The organism is Pseudomonas soli (assembly GCF_900110655.1).
GTDB classification, from domain to species: Bacteria; Pseudomonadota; Gammaproteobacteria; order Pseudomonadales; family Pseudomonadaceae; genus Aquipseudomonas; species Aquipseudomonas soli.
Map to the genome: position 1 here is coordinate 627363 of NZ_FOEQ01000003.1, position 21531 is coordinate 648893.

The window sequence follows — 21531 nt, forward strand, 5'->3', positions numbered from 1 at the left end:
TTAGCCGGTATCTACAGCGGTCTTGGTGGATTATTTGCCTCGTCACGGTGCAAGGGGCACGTAATCGGTGCATGCACCGCTCGTGGGGCCAGCCCGTTCCCACGACATCAATGGCGTGGGAGCGGGCTGGCCTCACGATTCGTTGCAACGTTTGGATTCAGTGCTCTTCCGCCTCGTCCTCATCCCCTCCGGCGATATTCATCCCCAGCTCCTTGATCTTGCGCGTCAGGGTATTGCGTCCCCAGCCCAGCAACAGCGCCGCATCGCGACGTCGCCCAGCGGTGTGCTTGAGCGCGGTTTCGATCATGATCCGCTCGAAGCTGGGCACGGCGCTATCCAGCAGGTTGGTCTGGCCGCGGGCAAGGGCCTGGTCGGCCCACTGGCGCAGGGCCTGTTCCCAGTTGGTCACCGGCGCGGCGTCCTGGGGCAGGTTGAGCAGTTCCGGCGGCAGGTCACCGATCAGCACTTCGCGGCTGGAGGCCATCACGGTGATCCAGCGGCAGGTGTTCTCCAGCTGGCGCACGTTGCCCGGCCAGGGCAGGTTGCGGATGAATTCCTCGGTCTCCGGCTTGAGCAGCTTGGGCTCCACCGCCAACTCCTGGGCGGCGCGGCCGAGGAAATGGCGGGCCAGCGCCGGGATGTCCTCGCGCCGGTCGGCCAGGCGCGGGATATGGATGCGGATCACGTTGAGGCGGTGGAACAGGTCCTCACGAAACTTGCCGGCCTGCACCAGGGATTCTAGGTTTTGGTGAGTGGCGGCGATGATGCGCACGTCCACCTTCACCGGCACATGGCCGCCGACCCGGTAGAACTCGCCGTCGGCCAGCACTCGCAGCAGGCGGGTCTGGGTGTCGGCGGGCATGTCGCCGATCTCGTCGAGGAACAGTGTGCCGCCGTCGGCCTGTTCGAAACGCCCGCGACGCAGGTTGGCGGCGCCGGTGAAGGCGCCCTTTTCGTGGCCGAACAGTTCGGACTCCATCAGGTCCTTGGGGATCGCCGCCATGTTCAGGGCAATGAACGGCGATGCCGCACGCGGGCTGTGGCGATGCAGGGCATGGGCCACCAGCTCTTTGCCGGTACCCGACTCACCATTGATCAGCACGGTGATGTTGGAATGGCTGAGGCGGCCGATGGCGCGGAACACCTCCTGCATCGCCGGCGCTTCGCCGATGATCTCCGGGGTGCGGGCCAGCGCCTGGGGCACTTCCAGGGCCTGTTGCTCCTGGGCGTGCTGGTTGGCGCGTTTGACCAGCGACACCGCTTCGTCGACATCGAACGGCTTGGGCAGGTACTCGAAAGCACCGCCCTGATACGACGCCACGGCGCTGTCCAGGTCGGAATGGGCAGTCATGATGATCACGGGCAGCCCAGGGTGCTGTTCGCGGATCTGGGCGAGCAGGTCGAGACCGCTGGCGCCGGGCATACGGATATCCGAGATGATCACGTCCGGTTGCTGGCGGGCCAGGCGGCCCATGACACCATCGGCGCTGTCGAAGCTCTGGGTGGTCATGCCTTCCTGCTGCAGGGCCTTTTCCAGGACCCAGCGGATGGAACGATCATCATCGACGATCCAGACGGTTTCACTTCGGCTCATGGGGCGGTGGCTCCTTGTTCCAGGGGCAGGTAGATCGAGAACGTGGTGTGGCCGGCGTGGCTTTCACATTCGATCAGGCCCTGGTGCTGGCTGATGATGTTCTGGGTGATGGCCAGGCCCAGCCCGGTGCCGTCCGGGCGGCCGCTGACCATGGGATAGAAGAGCGTGTCCTGCAGTTCCGCGGGGATGCCGGGGCCGTTGTCGATGATCTCGATCCGCGCCACCAGGCGGTGGCGCACATGGCCGATGGTGAACTGGCGCACGGCGCGGCTGCGCAGGGTGATACGACCCAGGCGCAGTTCGTTCTGCCCGGCGATGGCCTGCATGGCGTTGCGCACGATGTTGAGTACGGCCTGGATCATCTGCTCACGGTCGATCAGTACGTCCGGCAGGCTCGGGTCGTAATCGCGCACCAGGGTGATGCCGCCCTGGCTCTCCGCCTCGACCAGACTGCACACCCGCTCAAGCACTTCGTGGATGTTGGTCATGGATAACGACGGCAGCTTGTTCGAGCCGAGCATGCGGTCGACCAGATTACGCAGGCGGTCGGCCTCTTCGATGATCACATTTGTGTAGTCGCGCAAGCCATCCTCGGGCAGCTCGCGGGCCAGCAACTGCGCCGCGCCGCGAATACCGCCGAGGGGGTTCTTGATTTCGTGGGCAAGGCCGCGCACCAGCATCTTGGTGGTCTCCTGCTTGCTCAGCTGGGCCTCCTCCTTGGTGATGCGCAGCAGGCGGTCACGCGGGTGCACTTCCAGCAGCAGCAGGGTCTGGCCCTGGTGCAGGATGGGCGTGACGGCGTAGTCGACGGTGATGCTCTGGCCGGTCAGCGAGGTCAGCTGGGCTTCGCGCTTGGTGAACGGGTGCGCCTGCTCCACCGCCTGGCGCAGCGAGTTGAGTGCCTCGGCCGATTCGGTGAACAGCTCGCTGATGAACTGGCCATGGCTGCGCTGGCCACTGACGGCCAGAAGCATTTCCGCAGCGGGGTTCATGTACTCCAGGCGCAGTTCGGCATTGAGCAGGAGCGTAGCCGTGGTCAGGTTGTCCAGAAGCAGACGGTGCTGTGCATCGCTGATGGTCATAAGGCGTCGTTGACCTCTGTAGGCACTCTTTTGGCGCCCCGGCCAGACCTGGGGCGCGCACGGATGACGTGCAGGATGCATTGAAAATGCAAGATCCAAACCAAGGCTCCGAAAAGAAGCGGAATTTCCGGATAAAGTCGCGTATGCGCGCAAATTCGGCACACAAAGTCTTGGTTAAACGATTCTTGCGACCCAAACTGGGATGCCTGCCGAGGCGCTCGGCCTAGTCATGCACCATTATGGAGCATAGGGTGCTCAGGTGTTTTTGCACAGTTGGCCGGTGGCGCGGATGAGTGCGAGGTGTCGCGTGGCTTCGTGGGTGCGTCGCTGAAGTGCGTCGGCCAGATACCCAGGGCAGTTGATCGAGGCGCTTTGGTCGAAGCGGGCAAGGGCCGCCAGGAGTTGCGCCTGAAGGCGGTCCAATGTGGGGCGCACATCTTGGCCAAGATCGCGTCGAGGACGGTCCGGTGCCTGCCGTTCCCGGTGCCAGCTGTCTAGCAGGTAATATTGGAGCAGTTTACTGGCCTCGATCTGGTCAGCGAAGAATGCTTCGGCGCGTGCGGGGTCCAGTTGGTAGGCAGTTGCGGCCTGGCGTGCACTGGTCAGGACCTGTTGCTCGCGTTCAACGGCCTGCACCGGTTGCCCTCGGTCCCATTTGTGCAGGGCGACCGCTTCGGCAAGGTCAAGGCGGCGCTCGATGGCGTCGAGCAAGGTTTCAAGGTTCGCAGTGGACGGCGCCGCGGCGCTGCAACCAGACAGTGCGAGGCAGCAAGTGAAGGCGAGGTGGGTGGTGCGCATGGCGATCTCCTGAATTGGTGGAGAGTCGAGTGTCGCAGTGCTGCCAAATACGGCTGTAAGCCTAGTCCGATGATGCCGATGCAAAAATGGAAACGGCCTCCCGAGGGAGGCCGTCCTGATGTCACCGACGCGAGGCGCCGATCAGATCAGCAGCTGTAGTACAGCTCGTATTCCAGCGGGTGCACGAAGGTGCGGACCTTGATCTCTTCTTCGCTCTTCAGCTCGATGAAGGCATCGATGAAGTCGTCGGAGAACACGCCGCCCTTGGTCAGGAACGCACGGCCTTTGTCCAGCTCTTCCAGGGCTTCCTTCAGGCTGCCACAGACTTGCGGGATTTCCTTGGCCTCTTCAGGCGGCAGGTCGTAAAGGTTCTTGTCGGCGGCATCGCCTGGGTGGATCTTGTTTTGGATGCCATCCAGGCCTGCCATCAGCAGGGCCGCGAAGGCGAGGTACGGGTTGGCCGACGGGTCCGGGAAGCGCGCTTCGATACGACGGGCTTTCGGGCTGCCGACGTAAGGAATACGGATCGAGGCGGAACGGTTGCGCGCCGAGTAGGCCAGCATCACCGGAGCTTCGAAACCTGGGACCAGACGCTTGTAGGAGTTGGTCGACGGGTTGGTGAAGCCGTTCAGGGCCTTGCCGTGCTTGATGATGCCGCCGATGAAGTACAGGGCGGTATCGGACAGGCCGGCATAGCCTTCGCCGGAGAAGGTGTTCTTGCCGTCTTTCCAGATCGACATGTGCACGTGCATGCCCGAGCCGTTGTCGCCGTACAGAGGCTTGGGCATGAAGGTGGCGGTACGGCCATAGGCGTCGGCAACGTTGTGCACGACGTATTTCAGAGCCTGTACTTCGTCAGCTTTCTTCACCAGGGTGTTGAACTTGACGCCGATTTCGTTCTGGCCGGCAGTCGCCACTTCATGGTGGTGAACTTCGACGGTCTGGCCCATTTCTTCCAGTGCGTTGCACATGGCGGTGCGGATTTCGTGGTCGTGGTCGAACGGCGGAACCGGGAAGTAGCCGCCTTTCACGCCCGGGCGGTGGCCTTTGTTGCCGCCTTCCACGTCAGCGCCAGTCATCCACGAGCCTTGCTCGGAGAAGATCTTGAACATCGAGCCGGAGATGTCCGAATGGAACTTCACTTCGTCGAAGATGAAGAACTCAGGCTCTGGGCCTGCGAACACGGTGTCACCGATGCCGGTGCTCTTCAGGTACTCTTCGGCGCGCTTGGCGATGCCGCGCGGGTCACGATCGTAGCCCTGCATGCTCGACGGGTCGACGATGTCGCAGGTGATGATCAGGGTCGGTTCTTCGGTGAATGGGTCCAGCACGGCGGTTTCGTCGACCGGCATCAGGATCATGTCGGAGGCTTCGATGCCTTTCCAGCCAGCGATGGAGGAGCCGTCGAACATCTTGCCGACTTCGAAGAAGTCTTCATCCAGGCCATCGCGCGCTGGCATGGTCACGTGATGCTGAATGCCTTTGGTGTCCGTGAAACGCAGATCAATCCACTTGACGTCATGATCTTTGATGAGTTGAACCGACTTCGACATGTTGTCCTCCGGATGGTCGAGGGCGCAGTTGGCCGCTGCCCTGGAAATAAGGGTGTCGCTGGGCGCGGATAGTCGGCCAAGCTTACCTGCCTCACAAGGGAGCAAATTGCATGCCAGTGCCCGAAAATGGCGAGGGTGGGATAAAAGGGGGCGTTGGCGGGCATTTGTCCAGGTGGCGCTGATGCAGAGCGCACCCATAAGATGCGCTTTTCAGAATTGCTGCACTATTATGGTGCGCGCCCGGGGGCCTCATTGCGGGGCAAGTCGCATCGGCGCTCCGCCGTGCCACGGTACATGCGCGATAAATCCAACCCTCTGTACAAAAGTTGGTCAAAAGCTGAGCAATTTCCGCTATAATTCGCGCCCCTCATTTTCGGTAGGCCCTGGGCGCGCTGTTAAACCAATGAAACTTATCGTCAAAGTCTTCCCAGAAATCACCATCAAGAGCCGGCCGGTGCGCAAGCGCTTCATCCGCCAGCTCGGCAAGAACATTCGCAACGTGCTCAAGGATATCGATCCTGAGCTCGCGGTCGATGGTGTCTGGGACAATCTCGAAGTGGTTACCCGCGTCGAGGACGAGAAGCTCCAGCGCGAGATGATCGAGCGCCTCACCTGCACACCGGGTATCACCCACTTCCTGCAGGTCGAGGAATATCCGCTGGGCGATTTCGACGACATCGTCGCCAAGTGCAAGCACCACTTCGGCCATCTGCTGGCCGGCAAGCGCTTCTCGGTACGCTGCAAGCGCGGCGGTCACCACGACTTCACCTCGATGGACGTCGACCGCTACGTCGGCAGCCAGCTGCGCCAGCAGTGCGGCGCCGCCGGCATCGACCTGAAGACGCCAGAAGTCGTGGTGCGCATGGAAATCCGTGACCAGCGCCTGTACGTGATCCACAACCAGCACAACGGCATCGGCGGCTACCCGTTGGGCGCCCTGGAGCAGACCCTGGTACTTATGTCCGGTGGTTTCGACTCCACCGTGGCGGCTTACCAGATGATGCGCCGCGGCCTGATGACCCATTTCTGCTTCTTCAACCTCGGTGGCCGTGCCCACGAGCTGGGCGTGATGGAAGTGGCCCACTACCTGTGGAAGAAGTACGGCAGCAGCCAGCGCGTGCTGTTCATCAGCGTGCCGTTCGAGGAAGTGGTCGGCGAGATTCTCAACAAGGTCGACAACAGCTACATGGGCGTCACCCTCAAGCGCATGATGCTGCGCGGCGCGGCGCACATGGCCGACCGCCTGCAGATCGACGCGCTGGTCACCGGCGAGGCGATTTCCCAGGTGTCGAGCCAGACCTTGCCGAACCTGTCGATCATCGACTCGGCCACCGACAAGCTGGTGCTGCGCCCGCTGCTGGCCAGCCACAAGCAGGACATCATCGACCAGGCCAGCGAAATCGGTACCGCCGACTTCGCCAAGCACATGCCCGAATATTGCGGTGTGATCTCGGTGAATCCGACCACTCATGCCAAGCGTCACCGCATGGAGCACGAAGAAAAGCAGTTCGACATGGCCGTGCTGGAGCGCGCCCTGGAGCGAGCCAAGTTCATCTCCATCGACCATGTTATCGACGAGCTGGGCAAGGACATCGAAATCGAGGAAGTGGCCGAGGCGCTCCCGGGCCATATCGTCATCGACATTCGTCATCCCGACGCCCAGGAAGACGAACCTCTGGTGCTCGAAGGCATCGACGTCCAGGCCATGCCGTTCTACGCCATCAACAGCAAGTTCAAGCACCTGGACCCAACGCGCCAGTACTTGCTGTATTGCGACAAGGGTGTGATGAGCCGTCTGCACGCACACCACCTGCTCAGTGAGGGACATGCCAATGTGCGTGTTTATCGTCCGACATAAGACGCCAGGGCTGTATGGCGGCAGCATCCGCCATCGCCCTCCCGACCACCGGGCCCGCTGAGCCGTAAACCGTACATATTGGCCGCCTACACTGGCGGCAACCGAATCCTCTGATCGAGATACAGTTGTGATCGAAAATCTGCGTAACATCGCCATCATCGCCCACGTTGACCATGGTAAAACCACCCTGGTCGACAAACTCCTGCGCCAGTCCGGCACCCTGGAGCGTAACGAGCTCAACGACGAGCGCGTCATGGACTCCAACGACCAGGAAAAAGAGCGCGGCATTACCATTCTGGCGAAGAACACCGCCATCAACTGGAACGGCTACCACATCAACATCGTCGACACCCCCGGCCACGCCGACTTCGGTGGCGAGGTTGAGCGTGTAATGTCGATGGTCGACTCCGTGCTGCTGCTGGTCGACGCCCAGGACGGCCCGATGCCGCAAACCCGCTTCGTGACCAAGAAGGCCTTCGAAGCTGGCCTGAAGCCAATCGTCGTGATCAACAAGGTCGACCGTCCGGGCGCGCGTCCTGACTGGGTTCTGGACCAGATCTTCGACCTGTTCGACAACCTCGGCGCCACCGACGAACAGCTGGACTTCAAAGTCGTCTACGCCTCGGCCCTGAACGGCATCGCCGGTCTGGACCACACCGCCATGGGCGAAGACATGACCGCCCTGTACCAGTCGATCGTCGACAACGTACCGGCGCCGGACGTTGACCGTGAAGGCTCGTTCCAGATGCAGATCTCGGCACTGGACTACAACAGCTTCCTCGGTGTTATCGGTGTTGGCCGTATCGCCCGTGGTCGCGTCAAGCCGAACACCCCCGTTGTCGCCATCGACACCAACGGCAAGAAGCGTAACGGTCGAATCCTCAAGCTGATGGGTCACCACGGCCTGCACCGCGTCGACGTCGAAGAAGCCCAGGCTGGCGACATCGTCTGCATCAGCGGTTTCGACGAGCTGTTCATCTCCGACACCCTGTGCGCCCCGGACGCGGTCGAAGCGATGAAGCCGCTGACCGTCGACGAGCCAACCGTCTCGATGACCTTCCAGGTCAACGACTCGCCGTTCTGCGGCAAGGAAGGCAAGTTCGTCACCAGCCGTAACATCAAGGACCGTCTGGACAAGGAGCTGCTGTACAACGTTGCCCTGCGCGTCCAGGAAACGGACTCCCCAGACAAGTTCAAGGTCTCGGGCCGTGGTGAGCTGCACCTGTCCGTTCTGATCGAAACCATGCGCCGTGAAGGCTTCGAGATGGCCGTAGGCCGTCCTGAAGTGATCATCCGCGAAGTCGACGGCGTCAAGCAGGAGCCGTTCGAGAACGTCACCATCGACATCCCTGAAGAAGCCCAGGGCAAGGTCATGGAAGAAATGGGTCTGCGTAAAGGCGACCTGACCAACATGGTGCCGGATGGCAAGGGCCGTGTTCGCCTGGAATACAACATTCCAGCCCGTGGTCTGATCGGTTTCCGTAACCAGTTCCTGACCCTGACCAACGGTGCAGGCATCCTGACCTCGATCTTCGATCGCTACGACACCATGAAGTCGGGCCAGATGTCCGGCCGCCTGAACGGCGTACTGGTTTCGGTCGAGACCGGCAAGGCACTGACCTACTCGCTCGAAACCCTGCAGGCGCGCGGCAAGCTGTTCGTCGAGCACGGCCAGGAGATCTACAACGGTCAGATCATCGGCCTGAACAGCCGTGACAACGACCTGGGCGTGAACCCGACCAAAGGCAAGAAGCTCGACAACATGCGTGCTTCGGGCAAGGACGAAGTCATCGCCCTGGTACCGCCGGTTCGCCACACCCTGGAACAGGCCCTGGAGTTCATCCAGGACGACGAGCTGTGCGAAGTCACGCCGAAGTCGATCCGTCTGCGCAAGAAGATCCTGGACGAAGGCGAGCGTACCCGCGCTGCCAAGAAAGCCAAGAACTGAGTTAGCTCAGGCTGAATGAAAACGCCCCCGGTCGAAAGGCCGGGGGCGTTTTTGTTTGCCTTCAGAAATACGGGCTGCTTTGCAGTCCCGACATTTCAGGCGTGGCGCAGTCTCAGCGCCCGACCACCTTGGGCTTGTACGCGCAATACCCCGGCCGCGGTCCGACCTTGGGATGGTTGCGGCAGGTATCCGGGCGCTTGTCGTAGATGGTGCACAGACGGCTCTTGCGGTCCAGATAGAGGCAGTCATCGTTACTCATCCGGGTCAGGGTGAAGATTCCCGACTTCTGGTTGAAGCGTTCGATGATGCCGTCCTTCTGCAGGCGCTTGGCGATGTTCTTCGGTGGCTCGTCCTTCTCGAACTCGTCCACCACGCCAATGCGGATCAGATCCTTGATCTTCACCTCCACCGGCAGGGTGCAGCAGGTCGAGTGGCAGCCACCACACATGTGGCTGGCATAGCGCTGCCAAGTCTCCAGGCGGTCGACTTCAGCGGCGGCGATCAGGGTCGGTTTCATGGTTGCGGTTTTATTCTTGCAAGGAAAATCACGGTTTTGGGGCGCGCGATGATACCGGAGTTGTTCAAATTGTGAACAACCTTTTGCCGGTTTCGCAAACGGTGGATGAAAACCGCGAACCGTCGCTGTCGCTGTGTGTCAGAGCGTCTAGGCTGAACACTCTCCCTGCGCTTTCGCCTACTTGCCCGAGGATGCCGCATGTCCCAGGAAAACAAGGCCCGTGAGGCCAAAGCTCATCATGAAGAAGTGGCCGAGTTTCGCGCCGCCGTGCTGGCCAAGCTGACCTATGCGGTCGGCAAGGACCCGGAACACGCCTTCGACCACGACTGGTTCGAGGCCATCGCCCTGGCGGCTCGCGACCATATGGTCGACCACTGGATGGATCACACTCGCCAGGCCTACCGACGTAGCCAGAAACGGGTGTATTACCTCTCCCTCGAGTTCCTCATCGGCCGCCTGCTGTACGACAGCCTGAGCAACCTCGGCTACCTGGAGATCGCCCGCGAGGCCCTCGAGGGGCTGGACGTCGACCTGGAGCGCATCCGCCTGCTCGAGCCTGACGCGGCGCTGGGCAACGGTGGCCTCGGGCGCCTGGCGGCGTGCTTCATGGAAAGCATGTCGACCCTCGGTATCGCGGCCCATGGCTATGGCATTCGCTACGAGCATGGGTTGTTCCGTCAGGCGGTGGTCGATGGCTGGCAGCAGGAGCAAACTGAGAACTGGCTGGACTTCGGCAACCCATGGGAGTTCGAGCGGGCCGAGGTGATCTACCCGATCAGTTTCGGCGGCAGTGTCGAGACCGTGAACGAAGGTAACGGCCAGCAGCGTCAGGTCTGGTGGCCGGGCGAGACGGTTCGTGCGGTGGCCTACGACACCCCAGTGGTCGGCTGGCGCGGCTCCAGCGTCAACACCTTGCGCCTGTGGCGTGCCCGGGCGCTGGAGGAGCTGCACCTGGAGCGCTTCAATGCAGGTGACCACCTGGGCGCGGTGGCCGAAGTGGCCCGCGCCGAAAGCATCTCGCGAGTGTTGTATCCGGCCGACAGCACCGAGGCGGGTCAGGAACTGCGCCTGCGCCAGGAGTACTTCTTTGTATCGGCTTCCCTGCAGGACCTGCTGCGGCGCCACCTGAACATGCACAAGGACCTGCTCAACCTGCCGGACGCCGCTGCCATTCAGCTCAATGACACTCATCCGTCGATCGCCGTGGCCGAACTGATGCGCCTACTGGTGGACCAGCACGAAATCCCCTGGGAAAAAGCCTGGGAGCTGACCGTAGGGACTCTGGCCTACACCAACCACACGCTGCTGCCCGAGGCTCTGGAAACCTGGCCGGTGGCGCTGATGGAGCGCATGCTGCCGCGGCACATGCAGATCATCTACCTGATCAACGCCTACCATATCGATGCCCTGCGGGCCAAAGGTCTGCACGACTTCGACGTGCTGCGTGCCGTGTCGTTGATCGAGGAAGACAATGGCCGGCGTGTGCGCATGGGCAACTTGGCGTTCCTTGGTTCGCACAGCGTCAATGGTGTCTCTGCGCTGCACAGTAAACTGATGAAAAGCACGGTATTCGCCGAGCTGCACAAGCTCTATCCACAACGGATCAACAACAAGACCAACGGCATCACTTTCCGCCGATGGCTGTATCAGGCCAACCCGCTGCTCACCGCGATGTTGATCGAGGCGTTGGGTCCCGAGCTGCTCGACGATCCTGAAGGCAAGTTGAAGGGGCTGGCGCCGCATGCCGACAAAGCTACCTTCCGCAAGCAGTTCGCCGCCCAGCGCCTGCACAGCAAGCGCGCCCTGGCTAGCATCATCCAGGACAGGTTGGGGGTGACGGTGAATCCGGAGGCGTTGTTCGACGTACAGGTCAAGCGCATTCACGAGTACAAGCGGCAATTGCTCAACCTGCTGCACACCGTGGCGCTGTACCAGGCCATCCGCAATGACCCCAGCACCGACTGGGTGCCCAGGGTGAAGATTTTTGCCGGCAAGGCGGCGGCCAGCTACCACCAGGCCAAACTGATCATCAAGCTGGCCAACGACATCGCCCGGGTGGTCAATAACGACCCCACGGTACGAGGCCTGCTCAAAGTGGTGTTCCTGCCCAACTACAACGTCAGCCTGGCCGAGAGCATCATCCCGGCGGCGGACCTGTCCGAGCAGATTTCCACGGCGGGTTACGAGGCCTCCGGCACCAGCAACATGAAGTTTGGCCTCAATGGCGCCTTGACAATCGGCACGCTCGACGGCGCCAACGTCGAGATGTGCGAGCAGGTGGGGGCGGAGAACATGTTCATCTTCGGCCTGACCGCGCAGCAGGTGGAGGCGCGCAAACGCAGCGGCGACTTTGGCGCCGCGTCGGCGATCGCCGCCTCCCATCGTCTGGGCGACGTGCTGCAGGCGATTCGCAGCGGGGTGTTCTCGCCTGATGATCCAGCGCGCTATGCCGGGTTGGTGGACGGGCTGATCGCCTACGACCGCTTCCTGGTGTGCGCCGACTTCGATGCCTACTGGGACGCCCAGCGGCGGGTCGAGGAGTTGTGGCACGCGCCGCAGGACTGGTGGCGCGTGGCGGTGCTGAATACGGCGCGGATGGGCTGGTTCTCGTCGGACCGGACCATTCGCGAGTATGCGACCGAGATCTGGAAGGCCTTGGATTGAAGCGTGGGGCTGCCCGGCAGCCCCAATCGACCAGCTGCATGAACTCAATGGTCAAAGCGCCGTCTGATCCGCCAGTCGAGTCTCTTTGCTCGCTAGCCCGTCACTCTCCCTGTAAACTGCGGGGGTTTTTCTCCCCCTTTCCTTTTCGGAGCCATACATGTCCCGCGTTACCCTGAGTCGCTATCTGATTGAGCAGACCCGCAGCAACAATACCCCTGCCGATCTGCGCTTCCTGATCGAAGTGGTGGCGCGTGCGTGCAAGGAGATCAGCCACCACGTGTCCAAGGGCGCCCTGGGCGGCGTGCTGGGCAGCATGGGCACCGAGAACGTGCAGGGCGAGGTGCAGAAGAAGCTCGACGTGATTTCCAACGACATCCTGCTCGAAGCCAACGAGTGGGGCGGTCACCTGGCCGGCATGGCTTCCGAAGAGATGGACAATGCCTACCAGATCCCGGGCAAGTACCCCAAAGGCGCCTACCTGCTGGTCTTCGACCCACTGGACGGCTCGTCGAACATCGACGTCAACGTCTCGGTCGGCACCATCTTCTCGGTGCTGCGTTGCCCGAACGAATACCTGAGCCAGAACGAAACCCTGAACGAGAACGCATTCCTGCAGCCAGGCACCCAGCAGGTCGCTGCCGGCTACGCCATCTACGGCCCGCAGACCATGCTGATCCTGACCCTGGGCAACGGCGTCAAGGGCTTCACCCTGGACCGCGAGCTGGGCAGCTTCGTCCTGACCCACGAAAACATCCAGGTACCGGCCACCACTGCCGAGTTCGCCATCAACATGTCCAACCAGCGTCACTGGGAAGCCCCGGTGCAACGCTACGTGGGCGAGCTGCTGGCCGGCGAGACCGGGCCGCTGAAAAAGAACTACAACATGCGCTGGATCGCCTCGATGGTGGCCGATGTGCACCGCATCCTGACCCGTGGCGGCCTGTTCATGTACCCACGCGATGCCCGTGAGCCGAGTAAACCGGGCAAGCTGCGCCTGATGTACGAAGCCAACCCGATGTCGTTCATCATCGAGCAGGCCGGCGGCGCTTCCACCAACGGTTACGAGCGTATCCTCGACATCAAGCCGGAGAGCCTGCACCAGCGCGTGTCGGTGATCCTCGGCTCGAAGGAAGAGGTCGAGCGCGTCACCGCCTACCACAAGGAGTAAGTCATGCTCGCACCTTGGCAGCCGTTGCTGGAGTGGTGGTTCGGTTGGGGCACGAGTGCCCAGGCCGTGGCTGACGAGAAGAACACGCTGTGGTTCGGCAAGCATCACGACGCCGATGCCCAGGCGCTGTTCGGCGACCTGGTCGAGCAAGCCCTGGCGGGCGGGCTCGACGAGTGGCAGCAGAGCCCCCAGGGCTGGCTCGGTCTGCTGCTGCTGCTGGATCAGCTGCCGCGCATGATCTATCGCGACACGCCGCGTGCCTTCGAGGGTGACCGGCGTGCCCAGGTAGTGGCCATGCAGGGGTTGCAGAAGGGCTGGGACTACCAGCTGCTGCCGATCCAGCGGGTGTTCGTGCTGCTTGTGCTGGAGCATGCCGAGGTGCTGGACTGGCAAAATCTGTGCGTCGAGCGTTACCAGACCTTGCTGGACGAGCAGCCCGAGGCCAACCGTCGGTTGTTCGAAGGCTTCCTCGACTATGCCGAGCAGCACCAGCGGGTGATCGCCCGCTTCGGGCGCTTCCCGCACCGCAACCTGGTGCTGAACCGCCCGAGCACCAGTGAAGAGATGGACTTCTTGCTGGAGCCTGGGTCCAGGTTCTAGTGCCAGTGGGGCCGCGAAGCGGCCCCAGCCATCTCAGATCCTGAAGCTACCCACCAGATGCTTCAACCGCTCGACCTGATGCTCCAGGTCGGTGCAGGCACGCAAGGTGCTCTGCAGGTTCTGCACCCCTTCCTGATTCAGCGTATTGATCTCGGTGATGTCGACATTGATCGACTCGACCACGGCCGTCTGCTCTTCGGTGGCGGTGGCCACCGACTGGTTCATGCCGTCGATCTCGCCGATGCGCTGGGTGACGCTGCCCAGGCGTTCGCCGGCCTGGTTGGCGATGCCGACGCTGCGGTCGCTGTGCTGCTGGCTCTGGTTCATGGTGCTCACGGCCACCTGGGCGCCGGCCTGCAGCTCCTCGATCAGGCGCTGCACCTGCTGTGCCGAGTCCTGGGTGCGGTGTGCCAGGTTGCGCACCTCGTCGGCCACTACCGCGAAACCGCGCCCGGCTTCGCCGGCACGGGCCGCCTCGATGGCCGCGTTGAGCGCCAGCAGGTTGGTCTGCTGCGAAATGCCGCTGATTACATCGAGGATCTGACCAATGTTCGCCGTGTGATTATTCAGCGTCTCGATGTTGCCGCTGGCATCGCTGATGCGCGCCGATAGCTGGTTCATCACATCGATGGTCTCGCCGACCACTTGCTGGCCTTCCTCGGCCAGGCCGCGGGCGGCGCTGGAGTGCTGCGAGGCGAGGGCGGCGTTCTGGGCGATTTCCTGGGCGGCGGCTCCGAGCTGGTTGATCGCCGCGGCGACACTGCTGGTGCGGCTGGACTGCTGGTCGGCGTTGTGGATCGAGGCGTTCGAGGCGCTGACCACCTGGCCGGCCACGGCATTCACCTGGCCGGTGGCCGAAGCCACTTCGCGGATCGATTCGTGGATCCGCTCGACGAAGCGGTTGAACGACTGCGCCAGGCTGCCGAACTCGTCCTGGGCGTGGATGGCCAGGCGCCGGGTCAGGTCGCCTTCGCCCTCGGCGATGTCGCGCATGGCGCGGCCCATGACGTGCAGCGGTTCCATCAGCACGCGGATCAGCAAGCCGAGCAGGGCGATGATCACCACCACCGCGATCAGTGTCGCCACCACGGCCGAAGTGCGCAGTTCGCCGAGCATGGCGAAGGCTGCGTCCTGGTCCAGTACCAGCGCCACGTACCAGTCCGCCGACGGCACGCCATCGACGTGGGTGAAGCTGATGAACTGTTTGCGACCCTCGACTTCCACTTCCTTCAGGCCGCTGCCGATGCGCAGGTTGCTGCCAGGGTAGACATCCGCCAGGGGCTTGAGCGCCAGTTCGCCCTTGGGGTGGATGAGCACCTTGCCCTCGCCGTTGACGATGAAGGCGTGCCCGTGGCCGCCGAAGTCCAGGGTGTTGACCAGGTTGCTGATGGTCTGCAGATCGGTGTCGACACCGCTGACGCCGATCATGTGCCCGCCCTGTTGCACCGGAGTGGCCAGGGTAATTACCAGCTTGCCGGCCGATACCGAGATGTACGGTTCGGTGACGATGGTCTGGCCCGCGGCGCTGGCCGCCTTGTACCAGCCGCGCACGCGCGGGTCGTAGTCGGCGGCGCGGTTGCCCACCGGCACCGACTGCATGCTGCCATCCTGGCCGCCGAAGTAGGTGAGGATGAAGTTGCTGCCGTACACCGGCAGCGCCAGGATGCGCTCGAGGCTGCTCTTGGCGGGGCCGTCGACGGCAATCTGCTGGGCCACCGAGTTCACCAGCTGGATACGGCTGTCGAGCCAGGTGCGGATGTTGCCGGCGGTGAGGTTCCCCAGCGATTGCAGCGTCGACTCGGTGTCGCTACGCAGCGACTGACGCTGTCGGTAGTCGTTGAACAGGACGAAGCAAGTGAAGGCGACGGCCACCACCAGGGCGGCGGCCAGCAGGATCTTGTGGCTGAACTTGAGGTTCTTGGTCATTTTTCTTGGAATCTGCGCACGGGCACGAAGGGGAGGGTGCGGCAAAAGGCCACACCACCGCTCTATGTCGACGCGCAGAGATAAAACATTAATCGTTTGCGCGCCAGGCGACCAACGGTGCACAACGAAACCTCGTCGGCCAGGGAACCGAGGAGCCTTTTTCCCTTCTAAGCTCCCTGCAGGCCCTCGCGCCTGTGTATCCATCTCCAGGAGTGTCCCTTCATGTCGTTGCGTTCCCTCGCCCTGTTGTCCTTGTGCGTCGTCCTGACCGCCTGCAGCAAGATCAACCAGGAAAACTATTCCAAGCTCAAGGCCGGCATGAACAAGGCCGAGGTCGAGCAGTTGCTCGGCACGCCCAAGGAGTGTTCCGGCGCGCTGGGCATGAGCAGCTGCACCTGGGGTGACGAGAAGAGCTTCATCAGCGTGCAGTACGCGGCGGACAAGGTCCTGATGTATTCCGGGCAGGGCCTCAAATGAGGCACCTGCACCTGCTGCTGGGCGTGTGCCTGGTGATGCTGCTGGGTGGCTGCGCCACCTCGGCCACCGACCCGCTGGCGCCGAAGACCGCAGGTGCGGTCGACCTCAAGCGTTACCAGGGCAAATGGTTCGAGCTGGCGCGCCTGCCAATGAAGTACCAGGACGGTTGCGCCCAGTCCGAGGCCCATTACAACCTCAAGCCCGATGGCACGGTCGGCGTGCTGAACCGTTGCCGTACCCTGGGTGATGAATGGCTGCGGGCCGAGGGCCATGCCACGCCGCAGCAGGCGGGGCACACCGACAAGCTGTGGGTGGAGTTCGACAATTGGTTCACCCGCCTGGTGCCCGGGGTGGCCAAGGGGGACTACTGGATCCTGTTCGTCGACGAGCGCTATCGCACGGCGATCGTCGGCAGCCCGGACCGCAAGTACCTGTGGATACTTTCGCGTACGCCCTCGTTGCCGGCGTGGGAGCGTGAGAACCTGCTGGCCAAGGCGCGGCAGCAGGGCTTTGATACCAGCCGCCTGATCTGGCGCACGCCCGACAAGAGCATCGTCGCCCGGCATTGAGGACGCCATCGCGCGTCAAACCCGCTCCCCACACGTACTCGTGGGAGCGGGCCCCGCGATGTTTCGACTGTCAGTCCAGCAACTGTCGCAGCACTTGTACAAACGCTGCCGCGCTTTGCTCCTCCTGTTCATGCCGCCCTTGGCGCACCACCCACTGCCCGTTGACCATCACATCGCGCACCTGGCGATCAGAACCCGCGAACAACCAGCGGTTGAGAATGGCATCGCCGTCGGCCACGGCCAGATACGGATCCTGCCCGTCGAGAACCAACCAGTCCGCCCGCTTGCCCACGGCCAGCTCGCCGATCGGCTGCCCCAGCGCCTGGGCACCGCCCAGCAGCGCGGCGTCGTACAAGGTTCGCCCAACCATCGGTTGATCGGCGCGATACAGGCGATTGCGCCGCTGGTCACGCAGGCGCTGGCCGTACTCAAGCCAGCGCAGTTCCTCGACCACGCTCAAGGACACATGGCTGTCCGAGCCGATACCCATCCGCCCGCCCTGGGCCAGGTAGTCCACCGCCGGGAAGATGCCGTCACCCAGGTTCGCCTCGGTGGTCAGGCACAGGCCTGCCACCGCGCCACTGCGGGCCATGGCGGCGACTTCGTCGCCTTCGGCGTGGGTGGCATGGACCAGGCACCAGCGCTGATCGACATCGACATGCTCGTACAGCCATTGCAGCGGACGGCGGCCGCTCCAGGCCAGGCAGTCATCGACTTCCTTCTGTTGCTCGGCAATGTGGATATGGATCGGGCAGGTTTTGTCGCTGGCACCGAGCACATCGGCGATCTGCTCCGGTGTCACGGCGCGCAGCGAGTGGAAGCACAGTCCCAGTGCCTGCGCCGGCTGTAGTGCCAGCAATGGCGCTAGCTGCTGTTGCAGGCGAAGGTATTGTTCGGTTGAGTTGATGAAGCGCCGTTGCCCGTCATTGGGCGCCTGGCCGCCGAAGCCGGCATGGCTGTACAAGACCGGCAGCAGCGTCAGGCCGATGCCGCTGGCGCCGGCGGCGGCGCTGATGCGGCGGGACAGCTCGGCGGGGTCGGCGTAGGCCTGGCCGTTCTGGTCATGGTGCACATAGTGGAACTCGGCCACCGAGGTGTAGCCGGCCTTGAGCATCTCGATATACAGCTGGCGCGCGATCACTTGCAGTTGTTCCGGCGTGATCCGGCCGACCAGGCGGTACATCAGCTCGCGCCAGGTCCAGAAGCTGTCGTTGGGATTGCCGGCCACTTCCGCCAGCCCCGCCATGGCCCGCTGGAATGCGTGCGAGTGCAGGTTGGGCATGCCCGGCAGCAGCGGCCCGGCCAGGCGCTCGGCGCCCTCGGCGTCGGCATCGGCCATGATCGCGGCCAGTCGACCGTCGGCGGCGACCTCCAGGCGGACATTGCGGGCCCAGCCCGAAGGGAGCAGGGCGCGTTCGGCGAAGTAGGCGGGCATCGGTGAAATCCTGTTATTGTTAACTTGTATATACATATACAGCCGTTTGCCTGCCGGGTAAACTCCGGCAAGCTACCGTTCACTCCAACCGCACAAGGATTCAACGCCGTGCCGACACTTCCTGTCTCCGCGCTGGTTGCCCAGATGGGCGAAGGGCCGGCGCCGCTCTACGCCCGGGTGAAACACATGATCATCCAGCAGATCGAGAGCGGCAGCTGGCCGCCTCATCACCGGGTGCCATCGGAAAGCGAACTGGTCAGCGAGCTGGGCTTCAGCCGCATGACCATCAACCGCGCCCTGCGCGAACTCACCGCCGAAGGCCTGCTGGTGCGCATGCAGGGCGTCGGCACCTTCGTCGCCGAACCCAAGAGCCGCTCGGCGCTGTTCGAGGTCAACAACATCGCCGACGAGATCGCCGGACGTGGCCACCAGCATAGCTGCCAGGTGATAAAGCTTGCCGAGGAAGCCGCCGGTTCCGAACGCGCCCTGGCCCTGGACATGCGCGAAGGCCAGCGGGTCTTCCACTCGCTGATCGTGCATTACGAAAATGGCGTGCCGGTGCAGATCGAGGATCGCTACGTCAACGCCGTCATCGCTCCGGACTACCTCAAGCAGGATTTCACCCGGCAGACGCCCTACGCCTACCTGTCGCAGGTGGCGCCGCTCACTGAAGGCGAGCACGTGGTCGAGGCGATCCTTGCCGAACCTGAAGAATGCAAGCTGCTGCAGATCGAGCGGGGCGAGCCGTGCCTGTTGATCCGTCGTCGCACCTGGTCGGGACGCCAGCCAGTCACCGCTGCGCGCCTGATCCACCCCGGTTCCCGTCACCGTCTGGAAGGACGATTCAGCAAATGACCCAGTTGCAGCTGTTGCGTGCCCAGGATTATCCGCGCATGCCCTGGAAAAACGGTGGCGGTTTCACCGAAGAAATCACCCGCGACGCAGGCGACAGCCTGGACGGTTTCGGCTGGCGCCTGTCGATCGCCGATATCGAGGAGTCCGGTGGTTTTTCCAGCTTCACCGGGTACCAGCGGATCATCACCGTGTTGCAAGGCGATGGCATGCGCCTGCTGGTCGATGGCCAAGCCAGCCGGCCGTTGCTGCCGTTCGACGCCTTCGCCTTCAATGGTGAAAGCCAGGTGAGCTGCAAGTTGTTGGGTGGGGCGATACGCGACTTCAACCTGATCTATGCGCCGCAGCGGTATCGGGCGCGGTTGCAGTGGTTCGATGGTTCGAATCGGTTGTTCAGCTCGGCTTCGACGCTATTGCTGTTTGCCGCCAGCACTCATGTCGAGGTGGGGCTGGCTGGGGAGGAGACGCAGCAGCTTGGGCGGTATGACTGCCTGCGTGTCGATGGCAATGAAGGGTTGCTGGAAGTGGATGTACAGGGGCGGTTCTGCCTGATCGAGCTGATTTCACACTGACCTGTCATCGTTGAAAGGGGCTGCTGTGCAGCCCATCGCTGGTAAGCCAGCTCCCACATGGGCCAAGTGAACCCTGTGGCAGCTGGCTTGCCAGCGATGGGACGCACAGCGGCCCCTTTTTCGTTTCTCCGAGGAATGGGCACTCTTTTTAGTTGCCTATGCTTGTACATACAAGTAAAGATGTGTTTGTATAGTCGCCACGACACACACATGCCGTCGGACGACCGCAGAGGACATCCCCGTGACTGACAACAACAAGTACCGTGACGTAGAAATCCGTGCCCCGCGTGGCAACAAGCTGACCGCCAAGAGCTGGCTCACCGAAGCTCCGCTGCGCATGCTGATGAACAACCTCGACCCACAGGTCGCCGAAAACCCGAAAGAGCTGGTGGTATACGGTGGCATCGGCCGCGCCGCGCGCAACTGGGAGTGCTACGACAAGATCGTCGAAACCCTGACCCGCCTGGAAGACGACGAAACCCTGCTGGTGCAGTCGGGCAAGCCGGTCGGCGTGTTCAAGACCCACAGCAACGCCCCGCGCGTGCTGATCGCCAACTCCAACCTGGTACCGCACTGGGCCAACTGGGAACACTTCAACGAACTGGACGCGAAAGGCCTGGCCATGTACGGCCAGATGACCGCTGGCAGCTGGATCTACATCGGTAGCCAGGGCATCGTCCAGGGCACCTATGAAACCTTCGTCGAGGCCGGCCGCCAGCACTACAACGGCAGCCTCAAAGGCAAGTGGGTATTGACCGCGGGCCTGGGCGGCATGGGCGGCGCCCAGCCACTGGCGGCAACACTTGCCGGCGCCTGCTCGCTGAACATCGAGTGCCAGCAAAGCCGCATCGACTTCCGCCTAGAGACCCGCTACGTCGACGAGCAGGCCACTGACCTGGACGACGCCCTGGCGCGCATCGCCAAGTACACCGCCGAAGGCAAGGCCATCTCCATCGCCCTGCACGGCAACGCCGCCGAGATTCTGCCTGAGCTGGTCAAGCGTGGCGTGCGCCCGGACATGGTCACCGACCAGACCAGCGCCCACGACCCGCTCAACGGCTACCTGCCGGCCGGCTGGACCTGGGAGCAGTACCGCGACCGCGCGGTGACCGACCCGGCAGGCGTGGTCAAGGCCGCGAAACAGTCGATGGCCGTACATGTACAAGCCATGCTCGACTTCCAGAAGCAGGGCATCCCGACCTTCGACTACGGCAACAACATCCGCCAGATGGCCAAGGAAGAGGGCGTGGCCAACGCCTTCGACTTCCCGGGCTTCGTCCCGGCGTACATCCGCCCGCTGTTCTGCCGCGGCGTCGGCCCGTTCCGCTGGGCCGCGCTCTCGGGCGATGCCGAAGACATCTACAAGACCGACGCCAAGGTCAAGGAACTGATCCCCGACGACGCCCACCTGCACCGCTGGCTGGACATGGCCCGCGAGCGCATCAGCTTCCAGGGCCTGCCGGCGCGCATCTGCTGGGTTGGCCTGGGCCTGCGCGCCAAGCTGGGCCTGGCGTTCAACGAGATGGTGCGCAGCGGTGAGCTGTCGGCGCCCGTCGTCATCGGCCGTGACCACCTGGACTCGGGCTCGGTATCCAGCCCCAACCGCGAAACCGAAGCCATGCGCGACGGCTCCGACGCGGTCTCCGATTGGCCGCTGCTCAACGCCCTGCTCAACACCGCAGGCGGCGCCACCTGGGTTTCGCTGCACCACGGCGGTGGCGTGGGCATGGGCTTCTCCCAGCATTCGGGCATGGTCATCGTCTGCGACGGTACCGATGAGGCCGCCGAGCGTATCGCCCGCGTACTGACCAACGACCCGGGCACCGGCGTGATGCGCCACGCCGACGCCGGCTACCAGATCGCCATCGACTGCGCCAAGGAGCAGGGCCTGGACCTGCCGATGATCACCGGCTGATCG

General features: G+C 63.1%; 17 protein-coding genes and 1 pseudogene. 10 read left to right on the plus strand and 8 right to left on the minus strand.

What is annotated here, in order from left to right; genetic code table 11:
• Window positions 1–157: 157 nt before the first annotated feature.
• The 4 genes from ntrC to glnA all read right to left on the minus strand — a co-directional run bounded on the left by ntrC (window position 158) and on the right by glnA (window position 5027).
• Window positions 158–1594, minus strand: a complete 1437-nt coding sequence (gene ntrC, locus BMY03_RS10940) for a nitrogen regulation protein NR(I) (RefSeq protein WP_023628818.1) — start codon at window positions 1592–1594, stop codon at window positions 158–160.
• Window positions 1591–2676, minus strand: coding sequence for a nitrogen regulation protein NR(II) (gene glnL / locus BMY03_RS10945; RefSeq protein WP_046853886.1), 1086 nt, complete (start codon window positions 2674–2676; stop codon window positions 1591–1593). Before glnL ends, ntrC begins: the two co-directional genes overlap by 4 nt.
• A 255-nt stretch (window positions 2677–2931) precedes the next feature.
• Window positions 2932–3474: a chorismate mutase gene (locus tag BMY03_RS10950; protein ID WP_094011043.1), complete on the minus strand. Its 543-nt coding sequence runs from the start codon at window positions 3472–3474 to the stop codon at window positions 2932–2934.
• Between the two features lie 146 nt (window positions 3475–3620).
• The gene (gene glnA, locus BMY03_RS10955; RefSeq protein WP_023628815.1) at window positions 3621–5027 is read right to left on the minus strand and encodes a type I glutamate--ammonia ligase; all 1407 of its coding nucleotides are present in this window, start codon (window positions 5025–5027) and stop codon (window positions 3621–3623) included.
• A 403-nt stretch (window positions 5028–5430) separates the two neighbouring features.
• Between glnA and thiI the strand changes: the two genes are divergently transcribed.
• Window positions 5431–6885 (plus strand): tRNA uracil 4-sulfurtransferase ThiI, encoded by a 1455-nt coding sequence (thiI, locus tag BMY03_RS10960; RefSeq protein ID WP_094011044.1) that lies wholly within the window; start codon window positions 5431–5433, stop codon window positions 6883–6885.
• A 127-nt stretch (window positions 6886–7012) separates the two neighbouring features.
• Window positions 7013–8833 carry a translational GTPase TypA gene (typA, locus tag BMY03_RS10965; protein ID WP_023628813.1) on the plus strand — a complete coding sequence of 607 codons (1821 nt, stop codon included), beginning with the start codon at window positions 7013–7015 and terminating at the stop codon, window positions 8831–8833.
• A gap of 112 nt (window positions 8834–8945) precedes the next feature.
• Here typA and BMY03_RS10970 read toward each other — a convergent pair whose 3' ends face one another.
• The gene (locus tag BMY03_RS10970) at window positions 8946–9350 is read right to left on the minus strand and encodes a YkgJ family cysteine cluster protein (protein WP_023628812.1); all 405 of its coding nucleotides are present in this window, start codon (window positions 9348–9350) and stop codon (window positions 8946–8948) included.
• A 198-nt stretch (window positions 9351–9548) separates the two neighbouring features.
• On the opposite strand from BMY03_RS10970, the gene BMY03_RS10975 reads away from it, so the two are divergent.
• The 3 genes from BMY03_RS10975 (at window position 9549) to BMY03_RS10985 (ending at window position 13782) form a co-directional block, all read left to right on the plus strand.
• On the plus strand, window positions 9549–12014 hold the full coding sequence (locus tag BMY03_RS10975; protein WP_094011045.1) for a glycogen/starch/alpha-glucan phosphorylase: 2466 nt from the start codon (window positions 9549–9551) through the stop codon (window positions 12012–12014).
• A gap of 157 nt (window positions 12015–12171) precedes the next feature.
• Window positions 12172–13182, plus strand: coding sequence for a class 1 fructose-bisphosphatase (locus BMY03_RS10980; RefSeq protein WP_038706942.1), 1011 nt, complete (start codon window positions 12172–12174; stop codon window positions 13180–13182).
• A gap of 3 nt (window positions 13183–13185) precedes the next feature.
• On the plus strand, window positions 13186–13782 hold the full coding sequence (locus BMY03_RS10985) for a DUF924 family protein (protein ID WP_023631035.1): 597 nt from the start codon (window positions 13186–13188) through the stop codon (window positions 13780–13782).
• A gap of 33 nt (window positions 13783–13815) precedes the next feature.
• On the opposite strand, the gene BMY03_RS26970 is transcribed toward BMY03_RS10985, so the two are convergent.
• Window positions 13816–14646, minus strand: coding sequence for a methyl-accepting chemotaxis protein (locus BMY03_RS26970; protein ID WP_371926848.1), 831 nt, complete (start codon window positions 14644–14646; stop codon window positions 13816–13818).
• 24 nt (window positions 14647–14670) lie between these two features.
• Window positions 14671–15912 (minus strand): annotated as a pseudogene (locus BMY03_RS26975) (cache domain-containing protein); the annotation flags it as partial.
• An 18-nt stretch (window positions 15913–15930) separates the two neighbouring features.
• Here BMY03_RS26975 and bamE point away from each other — a divergent pair.
• The gene (gene bamE / locus BMY03_RS10995; RefSeq protein WP_011536093.1) at window positions 15931–16185 is read left to right on the plus strand and encodes an outer membrane protein assembly factor BamE domain-containing protein; all 255 of its coding nucleotides are present in this window, start codon (window positions 15931–15933) and stop codon (window positions 16183–16185) included.
• Window positions 16182–16754 carry a lipocalin family protein gene (locus tag BMY03_RS11000; RefSeq protein WP_023631132.1) on the plus strand — a complete coding sequence of 191 codons (573 nt, stop codon included), beginning with the start codon at window positions 16182–16184 and terminating at the stop codon, window positions 16752–16754. The genes bamE and BMY03_RS11000 overlap by 4 nt, the downstream gene beginning before the upstream one ends.
• Window positions 16755–16824: 70 nt before the next feature.
• On the opposite strand, the gene BMY03_RS11005 is transcribed toward BMY03_RS11000, so the two are convergent.
• On the minus strand, window positions 16825–18189 hold the full coding sequence (locus BMY03_RS11005) for a formimidoylglutamate deiminase (RefSeq protein WP_094011047.1): 1365 nt from the start codon (window positions 18187–18189) through the stop codon (window positions 16825–16827).
• A 144-nt stretch (window positions 18190–18333) separates the two neighbouring features.
• Between BMY03_RS11005 and hutC the strand changes: the two genes are divergently transcribed.
• The 3 genes from hutC (at window position 18334) to hutU (ending at window position 21528) form a co-directional block, all read left to right on the plus strand.
• Window positions 18334–19044, plus strand: coding sequence for a histidine utilization transcriptional repressor HutC (gene hutC, locus BMY03_RS11010; protein WP_177182902.1), 711 nt, complete (start codon window positions 18334–18336; stop codon window positions 19042–19044).
• A complete protein-coding gene (locus BMY03_RS11015) occupies window positions 19041–19613 on the plus strand; it encodes a HutD/Ves family protein (protein WP_094011049.1) in 573 nt (190 codons plus the stop codon). Before hutC ends, BMY03_RS11015 begins: the two co-directional genes overlap by 4 nt.
• Before the next feature lie 241 nt (window positions 19614–19854).
• Window positions 19855–21528: a urocanate hydratase gene (hutU, locus tag BMY03_RS11020; protein WP_038706939.1), complete on the plus strand. Its 1674-nt coding sequence runs from the start codon at window positions 19855–19857 to the stop codon at window positions 21526–21528.
• The last annotated feature ends 3 nt before the right edge of the window (window positions 21529–21531 follow it).

Excerpts from the sequence above, each read along its gene's own strand:
- glnL (WP_046853886.1), bottom strand. The coding sequence starts at position 2,676 with ATGACCATCAGCGATGCACAGCACCGTCTGCTTCTGGACAACCTGACC.
- BMY03_RS10980 (WP_038706942.1), top strand. The coding sequence starts at position 12,172 with ATGTCCCGCGTTACCCTGAGTCGCTATCTGATTGAGCAGACCCGCAGC.
- glnA (WP_023628815.1), bottom strand. The coding sequence starts at position 5,027 with ATGTCGAAGTCGGTTCAACTCATCAAAGATCATGACGTCAAGTGGATT.
- hutC (WP_177182902.1), top strand. The coding sequence starts at position 18,334 with ATGGGCGAAGGGCCGGCGCCGCTCTACGCCCGGGTGAAACACATGATC.
- BMY03_RS10970 (WP_023628812.1), bottom strand. The coding sequence starts at position 9,350 with ATGAAACCGACCCTGATCGCCGCCGCTGAAGTCGACCGCCTGGAGACT.
- BMY03_RS11005 (WP_094011047.1), bottom strand. The coding sequence starts at position 18,189 with ATGCCCGCCTACTTCGCCGAACGCGCCCTGCTCCCTTCGGGCTGGGCC.
- BMY03_RS10975 (WP_094011045.1), top strand. The coding sequence starts at position 9,549 with ATGTCCCAGGAAAACAAGGCCCGTGAGGCCAAAGCTCATCATGAAGAA.
- BMY03_RS11000 (WP_023631132.1), top strand. The coding sequence starts at position 16,182 with ATGAGGCACCTGCACCTGCTGCTGGGCGTGTGCCTGGTGATGCTGCTG.
- BMY03_RS10985 (WP_023631035.1), top strand. The coding sequence starts at position 13,186 with ATGCTCGCACCTTGGCAGCCGTTGCTGGAGTGGTGGTTCGGTTGGGGC.
- BMY03_RS10950 (WP_094011043.1), bottom strand. The coding sequence starts at position 3,474 with ATGCGCACCACCCACCTCGCCTTCACTTGCTGCCTCGCACTGTCTGGT.
- BMY03_RS11015 (WP_094011049.1), top strand. The coding sequence starts at position 19,041 with ATGACCCAGTTGCAGCTGTTGCGTGCCCAGGATTATCCGCGCATGCCC.
- thiI (WP_094011044.1), top strand. The coding sequence starts at position 5,431 with ATGAAACTTATCGTCAAAGTCTTCCCAGAAATCACCATCAAGAGCCGG.
- ntrC (WP_023628818.1), bottom strand. The coding sequence starts at position 1,594 with ATGAGCCGAAGTGAAACCGTCTGGATCGTCGATGATGATCGTTCCATC.
- bamE (WP_011536093.1), top strand. The coding sequence starts at position 15,931 with ATGTCGTTGCGTTCCCTCGCCCTGTTGTCCTTGTGCGTCGTCCTGACC.